This is a genomic window from Polaromonas sp. JS666, assembly GCF_000013865.1.
Classification (GTDB): domain Bacteria; phylum Pseudomonadota; class Gammaproteobacteria; order Burkholderiales; family Burkholderiaceae_C; genus Polaromonas.
The window spans coordinates 3,668,594-3,687,151 of the sequence record NC_007948.1 but is presented as its reverse complement, the minus strand read 5'-3'; the positions used below and the strand labels follow the sequence as shown (position 1 = coordinate 3,687,151).

Here is an 18,558-nt window from a genome sequence, read left to right as displayed (position 1 = left end):
CTCCAGGATATTGCTTCAACTCTGTCAATGCTTCATGTTGCCCATGGAGGGCTTGCGGACCTGAACTTCGACTTCTTTCAGGGGCATGTTCTGTGCTTTCATGGATTGGCCGCCCTCGGCTGCAAAGCGTGCCGGATTGGGCAGCGAACCTGTCCATTCATAGGCGACTTCACCCACCGGGTGCTTGTACCAGCCAGGGTCTTTGTAGTCGCCGGGTTTTTGGTCTTTGCGTACCTTGACCATGCTGAACATGCCGCCCATTTCGACTGAGCCGAAGGGGCCTGCGCCGGTCATCATCCTTTCGGTGTTGTCCGGCAAAGGCATTTCCATCTCGGCCATGTCGGCCATGCCGCGCTCGCCCATCACCATGTAGTCGGGGATGACGTTGGTGATGTCCTTCACCACTTTGCGGTGGTCTACGCCAATGAGGGTCGGCACGTCATGGCCCATGGCGTTCATGGTGTGGTGGCTCTTGTGGCAGTGAAAAGCCCAGTCGCCCTCTTCGTCGGCCAGGAACTCGATTTGCCGCATCTGGCCGACAGCGACATCGGTCGTCACCTCGGGCCAGCGGGTTGATTTTGGGGTGGGGCCGCCATCGGTGCCGGTCACCAGAAACTCATGCCCATGCAGGTGCATCGGGTGATTGGTCATGGTCAGGTTGCCGATGCGGATGCGCACCTTGTCGTTCTTGCGCACCACCAGCGGGTCAATGCCCGGAAAGACCCGGCTGTTCCAGCTCCAGAGGTTGAAGTCGAGCATGGTCATGATCTTGGGCGTGTAGGCGCCGGGGTCTATGTCATAGGCATTGAGCAGGAACACGAAGTCACGGTTGACCTCGTCGATCAGCGGATGCTTCGCTTTCGGGTGGGTGATCCAGAAGCCCATCATGCCCATGGCCATCTGCGTCATCTCGTCGGCATGCGGATGGTACATAAAGGTGCCCGGGCGCCGGGCCACGAATTCGTAGACAAAGGTCTTGCCGACCGGAATGGCGGGCTGGGTCAGGCCCGCCACGCCGTCCATGCCGTTGGGCAGGCGCTGGCCGTGCCAGTGAATGCTGGTGTGCTCGGGCAGCTTGTTGGTAACAAAAATGCGCACCCGGTCGCCTTCCACCACTTCAATGGTCGGGCCGGGGCTCTGGCCGTTGTAGCCCCAGAGGTGCGCCTTGAATCCGGGTGACATCTCGCGCACCACCGGTTCGGCCACCAGGTGGAATTCCTTGACGCCATTGTTCATGCGCCAGGGCAGCGTCCAGCCATTGAGCGTGACCACCGGGTTGTAGGGGCGGCCCGTGGCGGGAACGAGCGGCGGCATGGTGTCGGGTTTTGTCTGCAGGACCGGTTCCGGCAGGGCGGCCATCGCCACCCGGCTGACTGCTGCTGCGGCCACGGCGGAGGTCAGTGCGCCCGCGCCGGTCAAAAAATTTCTTCTGTTTGTCATGTCGATTCCATTGATTGGTCTGTGCGGCGGGTCATCAGTGACCGGCCCCGTCGCCGCCGCCACCTGACGTGGGCGCTGCCATCAGCGTGGCGGTTGGCTTGCCGGTCATGGACGCGGCAAGCGCAGCATCGGCGAGCCAGAACTGCTGATAGGCGTTGATCGCGGCGATGACGCTGGAGATCTGCTCGCGGTTGTCGGCCAGCAGCTCGAACACGCCTATCAGCATGCCGTTGTAGCGCAGTACGTTTTCGTCGGCCATGGTCTTGCGCAGCGGCACAATCTCGTCGCGGTAATGCCGGGCCACGTCATAGGCTGTGCGGTAAGCCGAATAACTCTCCCGCAGCTGTGACGAGGCGTTGCGCACCGTGCTTTCATAGCGGTTGGCGGCGGCCAGCGACTGCGCGTTCATCGCGGCACGCTGCGCGGAGCCCCAATCAAAGATTGGCAGGCGAATGCCCAGCTCGTAACCTCTGCGTGGCGTGCTCGTGCCGGCCGCGTTGTCAAACACCGTGTCGCGGCGAATGCCCAGCTCCACGTCAACAAGGCTGGTGATCAAGTTCAAGCCTTGGGATTGCCCCGCCACGTCGAGCTGGTTACGTGCCATTTGCACGTCCAGGCGCTGCTGCGTGGCGTTGGCGCTCACCACGGCTGCCTGGCGCGGTTCTTTCGGCAGGTCGGGAAGGCGTTCAGGCAGCTTTAATTGCCCGGCTTGCGCGTCGGTCAGGCCCAGCTGGCGCGTCAGCTCTTCGCGGGCGGCGGTGGCCGCATGCTGGCTTGACGCCAGCTGTGCGGTAGCGTCCGCATAGAACACCTGCTGGCGCGCCCGCTGCAGCTTGGTGAAGTTGCCCACCTGCTGCATGCGCCGGGCAAGTTCTGCACTCGCCTGCGCGGTGCTGTTGACCTGGCCTGCGTATTGCAGCGTCTGCTGCGCGGCCACGGCTCGCACCCAGGCCTGGCGTACCTGCGTGACCTGCTCGACCACATTGGCACTGAGCTGCACCTTGGCCTGCCTGCCCTGGCTGCGCGAAATGGCCTGCCGCCGCGGCAGCGTCAGGATATCCAGCAGGCCAAATGACAGCAGACGACCCAGCTCAAGCTCATCGCCAAAGCGCATCCGTTCAAACGTGAAGAGCGGGTTGGCAATCCGGCCCGCCTGGTTGGCCTGGGCCATGTCGGCCCAGCTTTGCGCCAACAAGGTCTGCACGGCCGGGCTGTTGGACAAAGCCAGCTGTACGGCATCGTCCATCGTTAAAGGCTTGGCCAGCAGTTCACTGCTCAGCTTGGCTCTGGCTTGCCCCTGCTGCTCGGTACGGCTGAGCTCCAGCTTGCCTTGGGTAAAGGTGTTGGTTGTGTCATTGGTGTCACGCACGACCTGGTCAACGTTGACCGATGCGCAGCCTGCCAGCACAAGGCCTGCCGTGGCCAGGGCGCTCAATCGAAAAATCGTTTTCATGGCGTTTCCTGTCACGGTTTGGCAGGCACTGCGCCAGGGCCGGGCTTGGTCGCGACATCAGCCGCTGGCGGCCTGGCCCCGGACTCGGGCTGACTGGCCTCTTTGGCGTACTCGCGCCAACCACCGATTCGGCCAGCAGTGTCGTTGGCTTCTTTCCAGTTGACGGTTTTTTCGTCGGTGTAAGGCTTGTAGCCCTCCAGCGCCGAGCGAAAGGCGGCTGGCGCAGCTTGTGTCATCGTTTGGGGGGAGGACGATGTCGATGATGGCGCAGGCCCCTGCGCATTGGCCGAATAGGTCCATAGCGGTAGAGCCATTACGGCCAGCCGCACGGCCGCATTTGAAATAAAGCGGAAGTTCACGAAAATCTCCTGAATGACAAGCAGTGCGATGTTGAAATCGCAATGTCCGGGCAATGCGGGTCCACAAGACCCTGCCGGCGGCGAGTACAGACCCAATTCGGGCCGGGAGCTCAGGAGATGGGTGGTTTCTGACCCAGTGCAGCTTCGGCACTGGAAAACTGGTCTGCTGCGATGCTGGAGAGCGTGAGCCCCCTGACAACGGGGCTCAAGACAGGCGCAAATTGGGACAACGCGACCGTGTGGCAAGCCTGACAGGCGGTGCAGGACTCGCAGTGCGTGCTTGCCGCGTGAGACGCCACACCGGAGGTATGGCCCGTGCAGTCGGCAGCGGCTTGACCAGCCTCTGCCACCACGGCGTCATGGTCAAAATGGCCTTGCGCCCCAACTTCATGAACATGTTCAGCTACCATTTTTGCAGCGACTTGTTGCTGGTGCTGCGCCGGGGTGCCAGCCATCCCGGTCGCCATCGCATCACCGACCCAGCCGCGCACAGGCAGCAACGCGATCAGGAGGATGAGGAACAGGTGGCGCATGGGTTGATGTGACAGGAGCGGTCGTTAAAGGTTCATTTTATTTGATATTGAGGCGCCGCGTTCTGCGTCCAGCGTGAGACGGTGTTTCACCGGCTCCGCCGTCCGCCACGACCGGCTAACCCCTCGTCACCTGCACCAGATCGGCATGGCGAGCGGGGAAAGTGGCCGGCAATGGACTCCAATGCGCCCAAAGTGACGGGGTGGCGAGATGCGGATGTAAAGACAAAAAGCAAAGACAAAACTTCCACCAATCCTTGCAAACTTCATCAATGCGCAACCTGGGCGCAAAGCGGGGACTTCAGGGCTGAGCTTCAATGCTTCAGCCTGTATTTAGCTTGGCCTGGCGGCGGACCGGGCAATATTGAGTTCCTGCAGTGCATGCCGCAGCACCGCCCAGCCGCTGGTGATGGCCAGTCCCGACATCACGGCCGCTACCGCCAGGTCGGGCCAGGCCGTACCGGTGCCGAATACGCCGAGCGCGGCCAGCATCACCGCGATGTTCCCGATGGCGTCGTTGCGTGTGCAGAGCCAGACGCCACGCATGTTCGCGTCTCCGTCGCGCCACGCGTACAGCATCGCGGCAACCCCGCCATTGGCCAGCAGTGCCAGCAAACCGATGGTACCCATGGTCAACGCCTCGGGTGTGCCGCCTTGCGCGACCATCCACAGCGCCCTGCCCATCACAACCACACCAAACAGCAGCATGCTGGCCCCCTTGAGCAGGGCCGCCCGGGCGCGCCAGACCAGGCCTGCGGACAGCACCGCCAGCGTGATGCCGTAATTGGCTGCGTCGCCAAAAAAATCAATCGCGTCAGCCAGCAGGGACACGGAGCCGGAACGCAGGCCCGCGGCCACCTCCACGGCGAACATGACCAGGTTGATGGCGAGTGCGATCCACAGGATTTTTTTGTAGCGTGGGCTGAGGGCCCTGTTCATGGCGTTCTGGTCGTGGTCGCAGCAGTGGGCCGACATGGGGCTTCTCCAAATTCAGGGTTGATGGCAAGATTGGAAACCCTGGACCCACTTCAAGGTCAAGCCAGCAGCCTGAATGGCCCCGCATTTGCCGGGGATAAGCGGTTTCACTGGCCGGCGCTCTGGCACTCCGGCAAGCGGTGTCCAATGAACAAGTGTTTGAGTGTTTTTTGTTGAAGGCACAAGGAGTCAAGAACTTGAAAATGCAAATTGCGCGCTGGCAACCGGGGGTCGTTGCGGCCCTGGCGTCGGCCTTCCTGTTTGGTGCCGGCACACCGTTGGCCAAATGGCTGCTGGACCAGGTCAGCCCGTGGATGCTGGCCGGGCTGCTTTACCTGGGGTCGGGCCTGGGCCTGGCTCTGTATCGCCGACTGCGGGGTGCCACCACACCCCGCCTTAATCCGGGTGAAGCAGGGTGGCTGGTCGCGGCGGTGGTGTGTGGCGGTGGCATCGCCCCGGTGCTGCTGATGTGGGGCCTGTCGGCGATGCCGGCCAGCCATGCGGCCTTGCTGCTCAATGCTGAAGCCGTGCTGACGGCGCTTCTGGCCTGGGTTGTGTTTCGCGAGAACTTCGACAAGCGCATTGCCACCGGCATGGCCGTCATTGTGGCGGGCGCCGTGTTGCTGAGCTGGCCTCAGCAGGGCGCACCTGGTGCACAGGTGCCAACCTCGCTGACAGCGTTGTGGCCCGCGCTGGCGGTGACGCTGGCCTGCCTCTTCTGGGCGCTGGACAACAATTTCACGCGCAAGGTGGCGCTGGCCGATGCGTCGTGGATTGCCTGCGTGAAGGGCCTGGCGGCCGGCAGCACGAATTTGCTGCTGGCCTTTGTGGCGGGCGCGGCGCTGCCCGGGCTGGCCAAGGTGTCGGTTGCCATGCTGGTCGGTTTGCTGGCCTATGGCGTCAGCCTGGCCCTCTTTGTAGTGGGCCTGCGGCACCTGGGTGCCTCGCGCGCCGGCGCTTATTTCTCGACCGCGCCATTTGTCGGCGCGCTGTGCGCGGTGATTTTTCTGGGTGAGCCCGTCACCTGGCAGTTGCTCGCTGCCGCAGCCCTGATGGGCCTCGGGATCTGGCTGCACCTGACCGAACACCATGCACATACGCACCGGCACGAGGCGCTGGAACACGAGCACCTGCATGCGCATGATGAGCACCATGCGCATGAGCATGTGCCCGCGGTCGAAGGGCAGCATTCGCATCGTCACCGCCACGAGCCCATGACCCACAGCCATGCGCATTACCCCGATGCCCACCACCGTCATGACCACCGAAAGGAGTAGCGACATGCGCACTGACAGTGCGATCCCGGCACCGTACCGCATCAGCGAGGCGGCCGCCCTGAGCGGCGTGTCCGCTGCCAACATCCGGTTTTATGAAAAGGAAATGCTCCTGAGTCCGCATGGGAGAAGCGAAAACAGCTATCGTTGTTACAGCCTTGGCGATGTGCACCAGCTGCGCTTCATCCGCCTGTGCCGCGCCATGGACATGTCACTGGACGAAGTGCGCACGTTGCTGGGACTGGACCTCAACCTCAAGACCGATTGCGCCACGGCGCGGGAGTCGCTCGACGGGCACCTGGCCCATGTGCGCGCGCGCCTGGCGGAACTCAAGGCCCTTGAAAAAGACCTGAAGGCCTTGCGCGACCGCTGCGATGGCACCGACGCGCACTGCCACATCATCGAGGCGCTGCACGAGCGGGCCGATGCCCTGCCGGTGCCGGTCAAGCGCCCCGAAGCCGTCAAGCGGCACGTCTGATGCTGAAGCGGTTGAAGCGCCTGAAGAGCTTCAGCTTTTTTGAAGCTGCCATTGCGCCTTGTCAATCCACAGCTGCAGGCTGTCCAGCAGATCCTGCTGGCTGAAGGAGCAGCTTTCTTCGGTGAACAGGGCGCTGGACTCCAGCCGGTTGAGCAGTTGCCCAAGCACCTCGGAAAAACGTGGCGGCAGTGCGGCTGCCAGCGTTTGCTGTTGCGCCGCAAACTGCGAAAAAGCGGCAACACCCAGGGTGTCGGCCCGCAGTTGCTGCAGCGCGGTGTGCAAAGTGTTGAGCTGGTCTTGCGCGGTCATGGCGTTATTGTAGAAACGTGGTCCTGTGGAGGCCTGGATGGCCGGTGTCCCTTCAGCCGGTGTCCCTTCAGCGCTAGGTGTGAAGGTCCAATAGGTTGTATGTGTTCATCTGAATTGAGTTTGAGAAACTGGGAATCGCCAAACCCCCAGAACTCTCAAGGAACCCAACCAGATGAACATCCATAAGAATGCCCGACTTACGTTGGCCCGTCGAATCGAGATGCTCAAAGACATTACTTTGCGTGGGCTGAGCGCCTGCAATGCCGCCCGGATGCACGGGGTCACAGCCCCAACGGCACGCAAGTGGCTGGGACGTTACCTGGCGCTGGGTGAGGCGGGTTTGGCCGATGCTTCGTCACGACCGGCCTGCTCGCCACGGGCCATCGATGCGGCCAAAGCACTGGCCATCGTGGCCGGGATCAGCCAGCTGGCCGCGGCCGACAGCCACACCGGCACGCGCCAGCCGTATTCAAAACCCAGCCAGGCATCCACTGGCAGCCCCACGGCGTAACTGATGCTCATGCCGAGGAAGGTGATGGACAGCGCACGGCCGCGCTGCGAGGGCGCCACCATGCTGACGGCCAGCGCGGAGGCGGCTGCCGTGAACATGGCGCCCGCACCCATCAGCACCCGCCCCAGCAGAAGGACAGCCAGGCTGGGCGCCAGTGCACACAGCAGGCAGTCCGTTGCAAAGAGCAACAGCGCCAGCTGGACGGCGCGCTTGCGGGTCCATCTGGCGGTCAGGATGATCAGCAGCGGTGCCAGCACGGCCGTGGCGGTGGCGTAGGCGGTCATGGCCTGGCCCGCTGCGGCCACGCTGATGTTCAGCGATTCGCTCATCGGCTCCAGAATGCCGCCCAGCACAAAAGCGCCGCTGCCAATGACGAGGTTGCACAACGCGGAAAAATAGAGAACGGGGGGCATGGATATTAGGGAAGAGGGAAGAGGGAAGAGGGAAGAGGGAAGAGGGAAGAGGGGACGAGGAAGATCAGTGCCCGATGGCTTGCGCGGACGGCATCGAAACCGCAAGAACAGGCCATGAAATCGTACCCTGACCCACGAATGGCGGGAGCCGGCCGTCGTTGGACCGGGCGCGTTTTCTACCCGGGGATGCCGGTGGGCGTGCGCACATCCGGTGATTGTGACCGGATGAGGGGGGGCTGCGTGCGACGCCGCGATGGGGCCGATGGGGTCTGAATACGGGACTTCCCCGTCCCAGAACGCGGTTTGTCAATGAGATCACCGGCCCGGGTGTCCGCCAATACCCGGCCTGCTGACACCCAGCATCCAGCCTATTGGATCATCCCGAGAAACTGCTTCAGCTCAGGCGTTTGCGGGTTTGAAAAGACCTCGTCCGGCGGGCCGATTTCATGCACCCGGCCCTGGTGCATGAAGACCAGCCGGTCGGCGACCTTGCGGGCAAAGTTCATTTCATGCGTGACCATTAGCAGCGTCATGCCCTCGGCCGCCAGGCTTTCCACCACCTGCAGCACCTCTCCCACCAGTTCCGGGTCGAGCGCGGACGTGATTTCGTCACACAGCAGCACTGAGGGTTGCATCGCCAGCGCGCGGGCGATCGCCACGCGCTGCTGCTGGCCACCCGAGAGCTGGTCGGGCCAGGCATCGAATTTTTCGGCGAGACCGACCCGCTGCAGCAGCGCACGGGCCTGCTCCTGCGCCGGTGCACCGGCCGTCTTCTTGACCAGCGTCGGGGCCAGCATGATGTTTTTGCCGACGGTGAGATGCGGGAACAGGTTGAAGCTCTGGAAGATCATGCCGACGCGCTGGCGCAGGTCGCGCATCACATGCGGGTTGTCGTGCAGCAGGTGCTTGCCGTCCACGCGCAGCGTGCCGCTCTGGAACTCCTCCAGCCCGTTGATGCAGCGCAGCAGCGTGCTCTTGCCCGAGCCGCTCTTGCCGATGATGGCAATCACCTCGCCAGCCTTGACTTCAAGGTCAATGCCTTTCAACACCTCATGGCTGCCAAAGCTTTTGCGCAGCTGGTTGATTTCCACCAAGGTGTTTGCCCCCACGCTTTTCACTGCGTGTAATGCGCTGGACGTGCCGCTGCGAGACGCAACGGCTCTTCCGTCCGTCCAAGCCTGCGCAGGCAGGCTTGGAGCCGCGGACGTCAGCCCCTCGGGGGCTAATTTTCCTTGGGGCGGCCCGTCGGAAAATTGGTGAGCGGTCTGATTGGTTTCCTCTTTAACGTCCATTCCTCAATTTCCTTTCGAGCCGGCGGGCATACAGCGACACCGGAAAACACAGCGCAAAGTAGAGCAGCGCCACACAGCTGTAGACCACAAAGGGCTTGAAGGTCGCATTGGTGATCATGGTGCCGGCCTTGGTCAACTCGATGAAACCGATCACCGAGGCCAGCGCGGTGCCCTTCACTACCTGCACCAGAAAACCGACGGTGGGTGGGATGGCGATTTTGAGGGCCTGCGGCACCACCACATGCTGCAGCAGCTCGCGAAAACTCAGCGCCAGGCTTTGGCCCGCCTCCCATTGCCCCTTGGGAATAGCCGCCACACAGCCGCGCCAGATTTCGGTCAGAAAAGCGCTGGTGTACAGCGTGAGCGCGACCGACGCGGCAACCCAGGCAGAGGTCTTGATGCCAAACAGCGCAAGGCCGAAGTAAGCCAGAAAAAGTTGCATCAACAGCGGCGTGCCCTGAAACAGCTGCACATAGCCACCGACCAGCGTGTTCATGCCGCGTAATTTGGAAAGCCGGGCCACCAGCAAGAGCAGGCCAACAATGCCGCCGCCGACAAAGGCGATCAGTGACAGCACCACCGTCCAGCGCGCGGCCAGCAAAAGGTTGCGAAAAATGTCCCAGACGGAAAATTCAACCATGGTCAGGCCTCGCGCCGGGCCGCCCCAAGCAGGCCTGCGACCCCTCGGGGGGCAGCGAACTACACGTAGTGAGTAAGTGTGGGGGCATATTTATTTATCTGCCAAAAAGGAAACGCGGACCCAGCCAGTTGAGCAGTTGCCGTACCCCGACAGCCAGCGTCAGGTAAACCAGCGTGGCCACGATGTAAGCCTCAAAGGCGCGAAAGTTGCGGCTTTGAATCAGGTTGGCGGCGTAGCTCAGCTCTTCGGTCGAAATTTGCCCGCACACCGCCGAGCCCAGCATCACGATGATGATCTGGCTGACGAGTGAAGGCCATACTTTTCGGAGTGCGGGCGGCAAGACCACGCGCACAAAGGTCTGCATGCGGTTCAGCGCCAGGCTCATCGCGGCCTCAATTTGCCCTTTGGGCGTGGCGTCAATCCCGGCACGAATGATCTCTGTCGCGTAGGCGCTCAGGTTGATCACCATCGCGATGATGGAAGCAACCTCGGGCGAGAGCTTGATGCCCGCCGCAGGCAGGCCAAAGAATACAAAGAAGAGCTGCACGATGAAGGGCGTGTTGCGAATGAGTTCCACATAGGTGCCCACGCCCCATTTCAGCCAGGGTGCGCCGTGCGAGCGGACCCAGGCAAACGCCACGCCCGCTACCACGCCCATCATCGCAGAGATGACCGTCAGGCCCACTGTCCAGAGCACGCCCTTGGCGAGCAAGGGCCACTGACTCAAGACCGAGATGAAGTCCAACTCAACCCGCATCTGGCTTCACTCCTTCTAAAAAGTAACGACAGTCTCTTCTGCATCTCTACCAGGCCGCCGTGGAACCGGCTTTGCCGGGCCACCAGCGGCGCCCCCTGCAAGGGGGAGGGGGCTACGCGAAGCGAGCCCCAACAGGGGTGTGCAACTCCTGCCGCCGTGGAACCGGCTTCGCCGGGCCACCAGCGGCGCCCCCTGCAAGGGGGAGGGGGCTACGCAAAGCGAGCCCCAACAGGGGTGTGCAACTCCTGCCGCCGTGGAACCGGCTTTGCCGGACCACCAGCGGCGCCCCCTGCAAGGGGGGAGGGGGCTACGCAAAGCGAGCCCCAACGGGGGTGTGCAACATTTACTGTGGCAAATCACCGGCAGGGCGACCCAGCCATTTCACGGCCATCTTGTCAATGTCGCCTGCCTTTTTGCCCGTTGCGATGATTTCATTGACCTTCAGGCGCAGCTTGTCTTCGCCCTTGCCCACGCCAATGAAGTTGGGCGAGTCCTTGAGCAGCAGTTTGTACTCGGCAGCGAGTTTCGGGTTTTTGGCCATCATGTTGCCGGCGACTGAGGCACCCGTGGCAATCAGTTGCACCTGGCCTGCGACGAACGATGACACGGTGGCGTTGTTGTCTTCAAAGCGTTTGATGTCTGCGCCCGCCGGGGCGAGTTTGGTCAGTTCCTGGTCTTCAATCGCGCCGCGCGTCACGCCAATGCTCTTGCCTGACAGGTCGGCAAAGCTCTTGATGCTCATGGACTTGGGCGCAAAGACAGCCTGAAAGAAAGGCGAGTAAGCGGCCGTGAAGTCGATGACTTTCTCGCGCTCGGCGTTTTTGCCCAGCGTGGAGATCACCAGGTCAGCCTTGCGGGTTTGCAGGTAAGGCACGCGGTTGGCACTGCTGACAGGTGTCAGCTCAATCTCGACGCCGAGCTTGGCGGCGATGTAGTTGGCCATGTCGATGTCCAGGCCCTGCGGCTTGAGGTCGGGGCCGACAAAGCCATACGGCGGAAAGTCGGTCGGGATGGCGATGGTGATTTTTTTGGCCTTCATCACGTCGTCCAGCGCCGTTTGTGCCTGCACGCCCGCTGCCACCAGCAAGGCGGCCGACATCATGCTCAGGGAAAACAGGCGTTTGGAGAGTTGGGGTAACTTCATAGCAGGGCTCCTAGATAGGTTGAGGATTCTTCAGGGGGTTTGGCCGGGCGCCGGCCGGTTTTGCGAACACTTGTATGCAACTCTTGTGCCGATCTGGCCTTTGCGGGCGAAAGCGGGCTCAGCGCGCTGCGCAGGTGCGCCAGCGGATCGCCGCCCGCAGCCTGTAGCTGCAGGCCCGCCTGCACGCTGCCGATATGCGCCTGCATGAGTTGTTCGGCCAGCACGAGGTCGCCTTTTTCAAGGGCCTGCACAATGCGCACATGCTCCTCGCAGGACTGGGCCGCATCGTGCGAGGACTGGTACAGCATGGCGATCAGGGTGGTGCGTGCGGTGAAGTCGCGCAGGGTGTCAGCCAGCAGGTTGTTGCCCAGGCATTCGGCCAGGCACACATGGAAGTCGCCCAACAGAAAACTGCGCAAGCCGATGTCTTCTCCCTTGACCGCCGCTTTTTCGCGGGTCAGGTGGCTTTTGAGCTGCTTGATGGCGGACTTGCTGACGTCGCGTGTGCAGCGAATCAGTCCCATCTCGATCACGCGCCGCGCCTCGAAGGCTTCACGCGCTTCCTCCCTGGAGGGCTCAATGAGATACCAGCCCCGCCGCGCGCTGACCGTGACGATGCCGCGCGCGGCCAGGTGGGTCAGGGCTTCCCGCACGATGGTGCGGCTGCAGTCAAACAGTATGGCCAGCTGCTGCTCACCCAGGCGAGCGCCAGGCGCCAGCTTTTGCGCCATCACGGCTTCAATGATGCGGTTGCTGATGTGGGAGGCCGTGGTCATGCAGGAAGCAGTGCATATCCCGTGCCAGGGTTCTGGACTGGTTTAACTGGCTGGTATACAAGATATGTGCACCTGTGTGGTGTGCTGGTGCATCAAACTGCGGCTTTTTGGTTCGGGCTGCACCAAACGAAGGCGTTGCCGGTCAGGAATAGCAGGGGTACCATTTTTCCTGCGCCTGAATTTCGAGTGATGACTCGAAAGGAAGCAGCCATGGAACAACCCAATCGCGGTGGCTGGAAAACCTGCCGCCGCGGGCACAAGTACCGCGGCCCGGGTCCTTGCCCGATTTGCTGGCCGGGTGGAGCGAAGCGTCGCGCCAAGGCATCGCCCGCGCGGTGATCGCGCTCCTCTTCGTCCTTCTTCTCTCGCGGCGGGTCAGTCGAGCTTCGCGCCCGAGGCCTTGACCGCCTGGGCCCAGCGCGGCATTTCGGCTGCCAGGAACTGGGCGAATTCGTCGCTGCCCATGAAGGCCGGGTCGGCGCCCTGCGTCACCATGCGGCTGCGGATGTCCGGGCTGTTCATCACCTGTTTGAACGCGTCGCTCAATTTGGCCGTGATGTCCTTGGGCAGGCCGGCAGGCGCCAGGAAGCCGTAAAAGCCCACCACCTCAAAACCCTTGAAGCCTGATTCGATGACGGTGGGCACCTCGGGCAGGGCGGGGTTGCGCTCACGGCTGGTGACGGCCAGCGCCCGCACCTTGCCTTGCTTGTGGTAGTTGGCCGCCTGGGGGATGGACTCGCCCATGAACTGTACCTGCCCGGCCATCAGGTCGGTGAAGGCCGGTGCGCTGCCGCGATAGGGAATGTGAACCATGAAGAGCCCGGTGGCGTTCTTGAACATTTCGGGCACCAGGTGGCTGATGCCGCCGTTGCCGGCAGAGCCGTAGTTGACCTGGCCGGGCCGCGCGCGTGTGTAGTCCACAAACTCCCGCAGCGTGTTAACCGGCAGTTTGGGGTTCACCAGCAGCGCCAGCGGCTGCATGGCGGTACGCGCAATCGGCGTGAAGTCCCTCAGGGTGCTGTAGGGCAGGCGGGTGTACAGGGCCGGGTTGATGACCATCACGCCGGTGTTGGCGAGCATCAGCGTGTAGCCGTCCGGCGCTGCCTTCATCACGTCCTGGGCGCCCACCGTACCGCCGGCGCCCGACTTGTAGTCAATCACGATGGGCTGGCCCAGCACCGCCTGCAGCCGCTCGGTCAGCAGTCGCGCATGCTGGTCAAGGGGGCCGCCTGCCGGGAATCCGATCACCACGCGAATCGGCTTGTCGGGAAATGCGGCGAACGCCGCGGCGCTGGCGAGCAGCAGCAGCGTCGTCATCAAGGTGCGGGGCAGCTTCAACAAAACGGTGGGCAGGGAAAGGTGGCTCATGGTGTTCCTGTTTTTGTGTGCAAGGCAATGCGGGACGTTGCGCGCCATTGGCTCATTGGCCATTAGGTGACAGGGACGGGTGATGAAATGGTTGTCAATGGCCTGTGCGCAGCGGTCGGGGGCGCTTTCATCATAGAGACGCCGGGTCACGCAGGTGACACTGTTTTATCGGGAGCTTCCCCGATGCAGGCGGCGCGAAGTGCGGGTAGGCTGTGGTGAACCGATCTTTATCCGGAGCCCTTCCTTGCCTTCACTCCCCTCTGCCGACGCCTCCCTGCCCGATGCGGCCCCGCGCCACGACCTGCACTACCAGGTCTGGCCCAGGCGCTTGCCGCGCAGCATCACGCCTCCGGCCACATCGCTGTGGCACAACCTCGCCGTCAGCGCGCTGCGCTTTCCCGACAAGCCGGCGCTGGTGTTTTTTGACAGAGTGCTCAGTTATGCCGAAGTGCTGCGGCAAGCCGAGCGGCTGGCTGCCACCTTGCACCGGCTGGGCGTGCGCAAGGGCGACCGCGTGGTGCTCAACATGCAAAATTGCCCGCAGTGGGTGATTGCGCACTTTGCCATCCTGCGGGCCAATGCCGTCGTGGTGCCCGTCAACCCGATGAACCGGGCCGAGGAACTCAAGCACTACATCACGGACCCCGACGCCAGGGTCGCCATCACGGCGGCTGACCTGGCGCCCGAACTGGCCCGGGCCAACGCCGAACTGGCGCCCGGCGAACGGCTGGCGCACCTGATCGTGACGCACTACAGCGATGCCTTTGATGCCGATGCCGGCGAAAACGGCGTCGCCCTGCCTGAAGCCTGGCGCGACTGGCTGGGCAGCCGGCATGCGTTGCCCGCACTTGAGGGTGGCTCTGTGATGCACTGGGCCGATGCGCTGGCCGATGGCGACGGCGGTAGTGAATTGCCGGCGCACACGGCCACACCGCAGGACCTGGCGGTGCTGCCCTACACCAGCGGCACAACAGGCCTGCCCAAGGGCTGCATGCACACGCATGCCAGCATCATGCACAACGCGGTGGCCAGTATTTTGTGGGGCAACAGCACCTTTGAAAACGTGACGCTGTCGGTGGTGCCCATGTTCCATATCACCGGCATGGTGTCGGTGCTGCATGCGACGATTTATGGCGGCGGCACGCTGGTCATCATGCCGCGCTGGGACCGCGAACTGGCCGGGCGATTGATCTCGCACTGGCACGTGACGCACTGGACCAACATCCCGACCATGGTGATTGACCTGCTGGGCAGTCCCAACTTCGCCAGTTTTGATTTGAGCAGCCTTGTGTACATTGGCGGCGGCGGCGCGGCCATGCCGCAGGCCGTGGCCCAGCGCTTATGGGAGCAGTACGGCTTGCGCTATGCCGAAGGCTATGGCCTGACCGAAACCGGCGGGCCGTCGCACAGCAATCCCTATGATGCGACCCGGCAGCAATGCCTGGGCGTGCCTTTTGTCAGCACCGATGCGCGCGTGATCGACCCCGAGACGTTGCAGGAAGTCCCGCAGGGCGAGCAGGGTGAAATCATCATGTGCGGGCCGCAGAACTTCCAGGGCTACTGGAAGCGCCCGGACGCCACGGCCGCCGCGTTCATCGAGCTGGACGGCAAACGCTTTTTTCGCTCGGGCGATCTGGGGCGAATGGACGAGCAGGGTTACTTCTTCCTCACCGACCGGCTCAAGCGCATGATCAACGCGTCGGGCTTCAAGGTCTGGCCGGCGGAGGTCGAAGCCCTGATGTTCCGGCACCCGGCCATTCAGGAGGCCTGCATCATTTCGAGCAGCGATGCCTACCGCGGCGAAACCGTCAAGGCGGTGGTGGTGCTGCGCGCCGAGGCCAGGGGCAAGACCAGCGAGGACGACATCATCGACTGGTGCAAGCAGAACATGGCGGCGTACAAATACCCGCGCATCGTCCAGTTCGTCGATGCGTTGCCCAAAAGCGGCGCGGGCAAGGTCATGTGGCGCATCCTGCAGGAGGCGGAAAGTGAGGGCGGCAATGGCTGAGAAAGCCTGATGTGGCCCTGGGGCCGGCGCGAGGCTGCCGCCTGATCGCGCCCAGGCTTCAGTCGCCGGCAGTGAGCCGGCGCGGCGTGATTTCCACCGAGCCGGCATCGGTACTCATCCATAGCGTGCCGTCCTGAATCGTGACCTGCAGCTGCATGCTGCGCTCTGCCAGCCTGGCCAGTGCCTGGCTTTGCGCCGCCTCGATCTGCCACACCACCAGGTTGGCTGCACGTGTGAGCTTGGTCTCGATATTTTTCCACCACACCGGTGTGCTGCTGGAAAAACTGTAGACGCTCACGCGTTCGGCCCGGCCCGCGGCGCGCATCAGGCGCTTGTCGTCGGGCTGACCCACATCGATCCAGTGCTGCACGGCATCGGTGTAGTCCTTGTGCCACAGGGCGGGTTCATCCACGTCCCACAGGTCCTTGGCAAATTCCAGCTTGCCCTGCTTGTCATCGGCCGGTACGTTCAGCGCAAAGGCCAGCAGGCGGATCATCATGCGTTCATCCGCCTCGGACGGGTGGCGGGCAATGATCACGCCGTGGTCGGCATACACCCCGCGGTCCATGTCGGTGATTTGCAGTTGGGCTTTGTAGATGGTGGCCTTGAGTGCCATGGTGTGGGGTTTCTTTGACGAGTGAGTGCTGGAGATAACCCGCTATTGGAACAGAGCCGGCGGCGTAAGCCCTGCCGAGCGCGTTTTTTCCAGTCTGGCTATAGTCTGCCGATGCTTAGCCTGTCTGTTCTTGACCAGTCGGTGGCCGTCAGCGGCCGTACTGAAGATGCCTCCATCCGTGAAACCCTGGCGCTGGCCCGGCACTGTGAAGCCCTGGGTTACCACCGCTTCTGGGTGAGCGAACACCACAGTCACCCCAGCATCGTCGGCTCGGCCCCCGAGGTGCTGATGGCGGCGATTGCCGCCACCACCCAGCGCATGCGCGTGGGCAGCGCCGGCGTCATGCTGCCGCACTATGCGGCGCTCAAGGTGGCCGAGCAGTTTCGTGTGCTGGAGGCGCTGGCGCCCGGGCGCATTGACCTGGGCGTGGGGCGCGCGCCAGGTTCGGACATGCGCACCGCGCGGCTTTTGAGGGCTGACCCGCACCAGGCGGCGGAAAATTTTCCGGTGCAGGTGCGCGAGTTGCAGGCCTGGGTGTCGGGGGTCGATTTGCCGGAAGGTCATCCCGGGCATGGCGTCACCGCCAACCCCATGGGGCCCACCACCCCCGAGTTGTGGATGCTGGGCAGCTCCGACTATGGTGCGCAGCTGGCGGCACACTACGGCCTGCCCTACGCCTTTGCGCACTTCATCACCGACGGACGGGGTGCGCAGCAGGCGCTGGATTTATATCGCCGGCTGTACCAGCCCAGCCCGCGCCATCCCGAGCCGCAGGCTGTGCTGTGCGTCTGGGCCCTGGCGGCCGATACCGAGGCAGAGGCCTGGCATCATTTTTCGGGCCGCGAGCGCTGGAAAATCGACAGGAACAAAGGCGCGCTGGGGCCGCTGCTTTCTCCAGCCGAGGTGGCGCTGCGGCCCTATAGCGAAGCCGAGCAGCCGGAGCTTGCCCAACTCAGGCAGACTGCGCTGGTGGGCAGCGGGCCGCAGGTGGCCGCGAGGCTGCGCAGCCTGGCCGATACACTGGAGGTTGAAGAACTGGCGGTGATCACCTGGACCCACGATCCGGCGGCGCGCCGGCGCTCCTACGAATTGCTGGCCCGCGAGTTTGTGTGAGGCAGAATTTCAAGCCGAAAAAATAACGGACCGAAAAATACCAACCGAGACAACCGAGGACTCTGAATGACATCCCCCCTCTTTAGCACCACCATTGCCGGCAGCCTGCCCAAGCCCGGATGGCTGTCGGAAACCAACAAACTCTGGCCGCAGTGGAAGGCCGAAGGCGAAGAGCTTAAACAGGCCAAGGCCGACGCCACGCTGCTCTGGATCAAGGCGCAGGAGGACGCGGGCCTGGATGTGATCGGTGACGGCGAACAGTCGCGCCAGCATTTTGTGCATGGCTTCCTGGAGCAGGTGGCCGGCATTGACTTTGATCACAAGGTCAGGATGGGCATACGCGACAACCGCTATGACGCCATGGTGCCGAAGGTGGTGGCTGAACTGAAACTCAAGGGCCGCGTGCATGCCACCGAGGCTCGCCTGCTGCGCGCCCACACCGCCAAAAAAATCAAGTTCACCCTGCCCGGGCCGATGACGATCGTCGACACGGTCGCCGACCAGTTTTACGGCGACAAGGTCAAGATGGCCATGGCATTTGCCGAACTGCTGAACCAGGAAGCGCTGGCCCTGCAGGCCGACGGCGTGGACATCATCCAGTTTGATGAGCCGGCCTTCAATGTCTATATGAAGGAAGCCGCCGACTGGGGCGTGAAGGCGCTGGAGCGTGCCGCGCAGGGCCTGACCTGCACAACGGCCGTGCACATCTGCTACGGCTACGGCATCAAGGCCAATACCGACTGGAAGGCCTCATTGGGCGAAGAGTGGCGCCAGTATGAGACCGTGTTTCCGGCACTGGCCAAAAGCAGCATCCAGCAGGTGAGCCTGGAGTGCTACCACTCGCATGTGCCTGCGCACCTGATGGCATTGCTCGAAGGCAAGGATGTGATGGTCGGCGTGATAGACGTGGCCAGTGACGAGATTGAAACACCGGAGCAGGTGGCCGACACCATTGGCAAGGCGCTGCAGTATGTGCCCAAAAACCGCCTGCTGCCTTGCACCAATTGCGGCCTGGCGCCGATGGACCGTGACGTGGCGCTTAAAAAACTGCAGGCGCTGGCGCAAGGTGCCGCACTGGCACGCGAGCGCTACAAGTAGCCGG

General features: G+C 63.0%; 19 protein-coding genes and 1 pseudogene. 7 read left to right on the top strand and 13 right to left on the bottom strand.

Annotation, left to right across the window (positions count from 1 at the left end):
- Positions 1–24 precede the first annotated feature (24 nt).
- Genes BPRO_RS17410 through BPRO_RS28050 form a run of 3 tightly spaced genes read right to left on the bottom strand, consistent with a single transcriptional unit; the run spans position 25 to position 3,252 of the window.
- Complete coding sequence (locus BPRO_RS17410; protein ID WP_011484387.1) at positions 25–1,440, bottom strand: multicopper oxidase family protein; 1,416 nt, start codon at positions 1,438–1,440, stop codon at positions 25–27.
- Between the two features lie 34 nt (positions 1,441–1,474).
- Positions 1,475–2,893 carry a TolC family protein gene (locus BPRO_RS17405; protein ID WP_011484386.1) on the bottom strand — a complete coding sequence of 473 codons (1,419 nt, stop codon included), beginning with the start codon at positions 2,891–2,893 and terminating at the stop codon, positions 1,475–1,477.
- Between the two features lie 11 nt (positions 2,894–2,904).
- On the bottom strand, positions 2,905–3,252 hold the full coding sequence (locus tag BPRO_RS28050) for a hypothetical protein (protein ID WP_011484385.1): 348 nt from the start codon (positions 3,250–3,252) through the stop codon (positions 2,905–2,907).
- 308 nt (positions 3,253–3,560) lie between these two features.
- Between BPRO_RS28050 and BPRO_RS29675 the strand changes: the two genes are divergently transcribed.
- The gene (locus BPRO_RS29675) at positions 3,561–3,797 is read left to right on the top strand and encodes a hypothetical protein (protein WP_041388914.1); all 237 of its coding nucleotides are present in this window, start codon (positions 3,561–3,563) and stop codon (positions 3,795–3,797) included.
- A 318-nt stretch (positions 3,798–4,115) separates the two neighbouring features.
- Here BPRO_RS29675 and BPRO_RS17390 read toward each other — a convergent pair whose 3' ends face one another.
- The gene (locus BPRO_RS17390; RefSeq protein ID WP_011484383.1) at positions 4,116–4,757 is read right to left on the bottom strand and encodes a cation transporter; all 642 of its coding nucleotides are present in this window, start codon (positions 4,755–4,757) and stop codon (positions 4,116–4,118) included.
- A gap of 203 nt (positions 4,758–4,960) precedes the next feature.
- Between BPRO_RS17390 and BPRO_RS17385 the strand changes: the two genes are divergently transcribed.
- Positions 4,961–6,034 (top strand): DMT family transporter, encoded by a 1,074-nt coding sequence (locus BPRO_RS17385; protein WP_011484382.1) that lies wholly within the window; start codon positions 4,961–4,963, stop codon positions 6,032–6,034.
- A gap of 4 nt (positions 6,035–6,038) precedes the next feature.
- Positions 6,039–6,509, top strand: a complete 471-nt coding sequence (locus tag BPRO_RS17380) for a Cd(II)/Pb(II)-responsive transcriptional regulator (RefSeq protein WP_011484381.1) — start codon at positions 6,039–6,041, stop codon at positions 6,507–6,509.
- 30 nt (positions 6,510–6,539) lie between these two features.
- Here BPRO_RS17380 and BPRO_RS17375 read toward each other — a convergent pair whose 3' ends face one another.
- Positions 6,540–6,818: a hypothetical protein gene (locus BPRO_RS17375; RefSeq protein ID WP_011484380.1), complete on the bottom strand. Its 279-nt coding sequence runs from the start codon at positions 6,816–6,818 to the stop codon at positions 6,540–6,542.
- Between the two features lie 172 nt (positions 6,819–6,990).
- On the opposite strand from BPRO_RS17375, the pseudogene BPRO_RS28670 reads away from it, so the two are divergent.
- Positions 6,991–7,230 (top strand): annotated as a pseudogene (locus BPRO_RS28670) (leucine zipper domain-containing protein); the annotation flags it as partial.
- Here the strand turns inward: BPRO_RS28670 and BPRO_RS17370 are convergent.
- The 7 genes from BPRO_RS17370 to BPRO_RS17340 all read right to left on the bottom strand — a co-directional run bounded on the left by BPRO_RS17370 (position 7,134) and on the right by BPRO_RS17340 (position 13,668).
- The gene (locus BPRO_RS17370) at positions 7,134–7,658 is read right to left on the bottom strand and encodes an MFS transporter (protein WP_232291578.1); all 525 of its coding nucleotides are present in this window, start codon (positions 7,656–7,658) and stop codon (positions 7,134–7,136) included. The pseudogene BPRO_RS28670 and the gene BPRO_RS17370 overlap by 97 nt on opposite strands.
- 452 nt (positions 7,659–8,110) lie before the next feature.
- Positions 8,111–8,851 (bottom strand): amino acid ABC transporter ATP-binding protein, encoded by a 741-nt coding sequence (locus BPRO_RS17365; protein ID WP_011484378.1) that lies wholly within the window; start codon positions 8,849–8,851, stop codon positions 8,111–8,113.
- 172 nt (positions 8,852–9,023) lie between these two features.
- Positions 9,024–9,674, bottom strand: coding sequence for an amino acid ABC transporter permease (locus BPRO_RS17360; protein ID WP_011484377.1), 651 nt, complete (start codon positions 9,672–9,674; stop codon positions 9,024–9,026).
- Positions 9,675–9,768: 94 nt separating this feature from the next.
- Positions 9,769–10,431, bottom strand: a complete 663-nt coding sequence (locus BPRO_RS17355; RefSeq protein WP_011484376.1) for an amino acid ABC transporter permease — start codon at positions 10,429–10,431, stop codon at positions 9,769–9,771.
- A 343-nt stretch (positions 10,432–10,774) separates the two neighbouring features.
- Positions 10,775–11,575, bottom strand: coding sequence for a transporter substrate-binding domain-containing protein (locus tag BPRO_RS17350; protein ID WP_011484375.1), 801 nt, complete (start codon positions 11,573–11,575; stop codon positions 10,775–10,777).
- Entirely contained in the window at positions 11,572–12,351 is a 780-nt protein-coding gene (locus BPRO_RS17345) for a GntR family transcriptional regulator (RefSeq protein ID WP_011484374.1), read from the bottom strand. The genes BPRO_RS17350 and BPRO_RS17345 overlap by 4 nt, the downstream gene beginning before the upstream one ends.
- A 375-nt stretch (positions 12,352–12,726) precedes the next feature.
- Positions 12,727–13,668 (bottom strand): Bug family tripartite tricarboxylate transporter substrate binding protein, encoded by a 942-nt coding sequence (locus BPRO_RS17340; protein ID WP_041389988.1) that lies wholly within the window; start codon positions 13,666–13,668, stop codon positions 12,727–12,729.
- A gap of 379 nt (positions 13,669–14,047) precedes the next feature.
- Here BPRO_RS17340 and BPRO_RS17335 point away from each other — a divergent pair, with 379 nt between their 5' ends.
- Positions 14,048–15,727 carry a long-chain fatty acid--CoA ligase gene (locus BPRO_RS17335; RefSeq protein WP_011484372.1) on the top strand — a complete coding sequence of 560 codons (1,680 nt, stop codon included), beginning with the start codon at positions 14,048–14,050 and terminating at the stop codon, positions 15,725–15,727.
- Between the two features lie 58 nt (positions 15,728–15,785).
- Here the strand turns inward: BPRO_RS17335 and BPRO_RS17330 are convergent, their stop codons facing one another.
- On the bottom strand, positions 15,786–16,343 hold the full coding sequence (locus BPRO_RS17330) for a YaeQ family protein (protein ID WP_011484371.1): 558 nt from the start codon (positions 16,341–16,343) through the stop codon (positions 15,786–15,788).
- A gap of 111 nt (positions 16,344–16,454) precedes the next feature.
- On the opposite strand from BPRO_RS17330, the gene BPRO_RS17325 reads away from it, so the two are divergent.
- The gene (locus tag BPRO_RS17325) at positions 16,455–17,456 is read left to right on the top strand and encodes an LLM class flavin-dependent oxidoreductase (protein ID WP_041388913.1); all 1,002 of its coding nucleotides are present in this window, start codon (positions 16,455–16,457) and stop codon (positions 17,454–17,456) included.
- A 66-nt stretch (positions 17,457–17,522) separates the two neighbouring features.
- Positions 17,523–18,554, top strand: a complete 1,032-nt coding sequence (locus tag BPRO_RS17320) for a methionine synthase (protein WP_011484369.1) — start codon at positions 17,523–17,525, stop codon at positions 18,552–18,554.
- Positions 18,555–18,558 lie beyond the last annotated feature (4 nt).

Excerpts from the sequence above, each read along its gene's own strand:
- BPRO_RS17410 (WP_011484387.1), bottom strand. The coding sequence starts at position 1,440 with ATGACAAACAGAAGAAATTTTTTGACCGGCGCGGGCGCACTGACCTCC.
- BPRO_RS17405 (WP_011484386.1), bottom strand. The coding sequence starts at position 2,893 with ATGAAAACGATTTTTCGATTGAGCGCCCTGGCCACGGCAGGCCTTGTG.
- BPRO_RS29675 (WP_041388914.1), top strand. The coding sequence starts at position 3,561 with ATGGCCCGTGCAGTCGGCAGCGGCTTGACCAGCCTCTGCCACCACGGC.
- BPRO_RS17390 (WP_011484383.1), bottom strand. The coding sequence starts at position 4,757 with ATGTCGGCCCACTGCTGCGACCACGACCAGAACGCCATGAACAGGGCC.
- BPRO_RS17385 (WP_011484382.1), top strand. The coding sequence starts at position 4,961 with ATGCAAATTGCGCGCTGGCAACCGGGGGTCGTTGCGGCCCTGGCGTCG.
- BPRO_RS17380 (WP_011484381.1), top strand. The coding sequence starts at position 6,039 with ATGCGCACTGACAGTGCGATCCCGGCACCGTACCGCATCAGCGAGGCG.
- BPRO_RS17375 (WP_011484380.1), bottom strand. The coding sequence starts at position 6,818 with ATGACCGCGCAAGACCAGCTCAACACTTTGCACACCGCGCTGCAGCAA.
- BPRO_RS17370 (WP_232291578.1), bottom strand. The coding sequence starts at position 7,658 with ATGAGCGAATCGCTGAACATCAGCGTGGCCGCAGCGGGCCAGGCCATG.
- BPRO_RS17360 (WP_011484377.1), bottom strand. The coding sequence starts at position 9,674 with ATGGTTGAATTTTCCGTCTGGGACATTTTTCGCAACCTTTTGCTGGCC.
- BPRO_RS17355 (WP_011484376.1), bottom strand. The coding sequence starts at position 10,431 with ATGCGGGTTGAGTTGGACTTCATCTCGGTCTTGAGTCAGTGGCCCTTG.
- BPRO_RS17350 (WP_011484375.1), bottom strand. The coding sequence starts at position 11,575 with ATGAAGTTACCCCAACTCTCCAAACGCCTGTTTTCCCTGAGCATGATG.
- BPRO_RS17345 (WP_011484374.1), bottom strand. The coding sequence starts at position 12,351 with ATGACCACGGCCTCCCACATCAGCAACCGCATCATTGAAGCCGTGATG.
- BPRO_RS17340 (WP_041389988.1), bottom strand. The coding sequence starts at position 13,668 with ATGACGACGCTGCTGCTGCTCGCCAGCGCCGCGGCGTTCGCCGCATTT.
- BPRO_RS17330 (WP_011484371.1), bottom strand. The coding sequence starts at position 16,343 with ATGGCACTCAAGGCCACCATCTACAAAGCCCAACTGCAAATCACCGAC.
- BPRO_RS17325 (WP_041388913.1), top strand. The coding sequence starts at position 16,455 with ATGCTTAGCCTGTCTGTTCTTGACCAGTCGGTGGCCGTCAGCGGCCGT.
- BPRO_RS17320 (WP_011484369.1), top strand. The coding sequence starts at position 17,523 with ATGACATCCCCCCTCTTTAGCACCACCATTGCCGGCAGCCTGCCCAAG.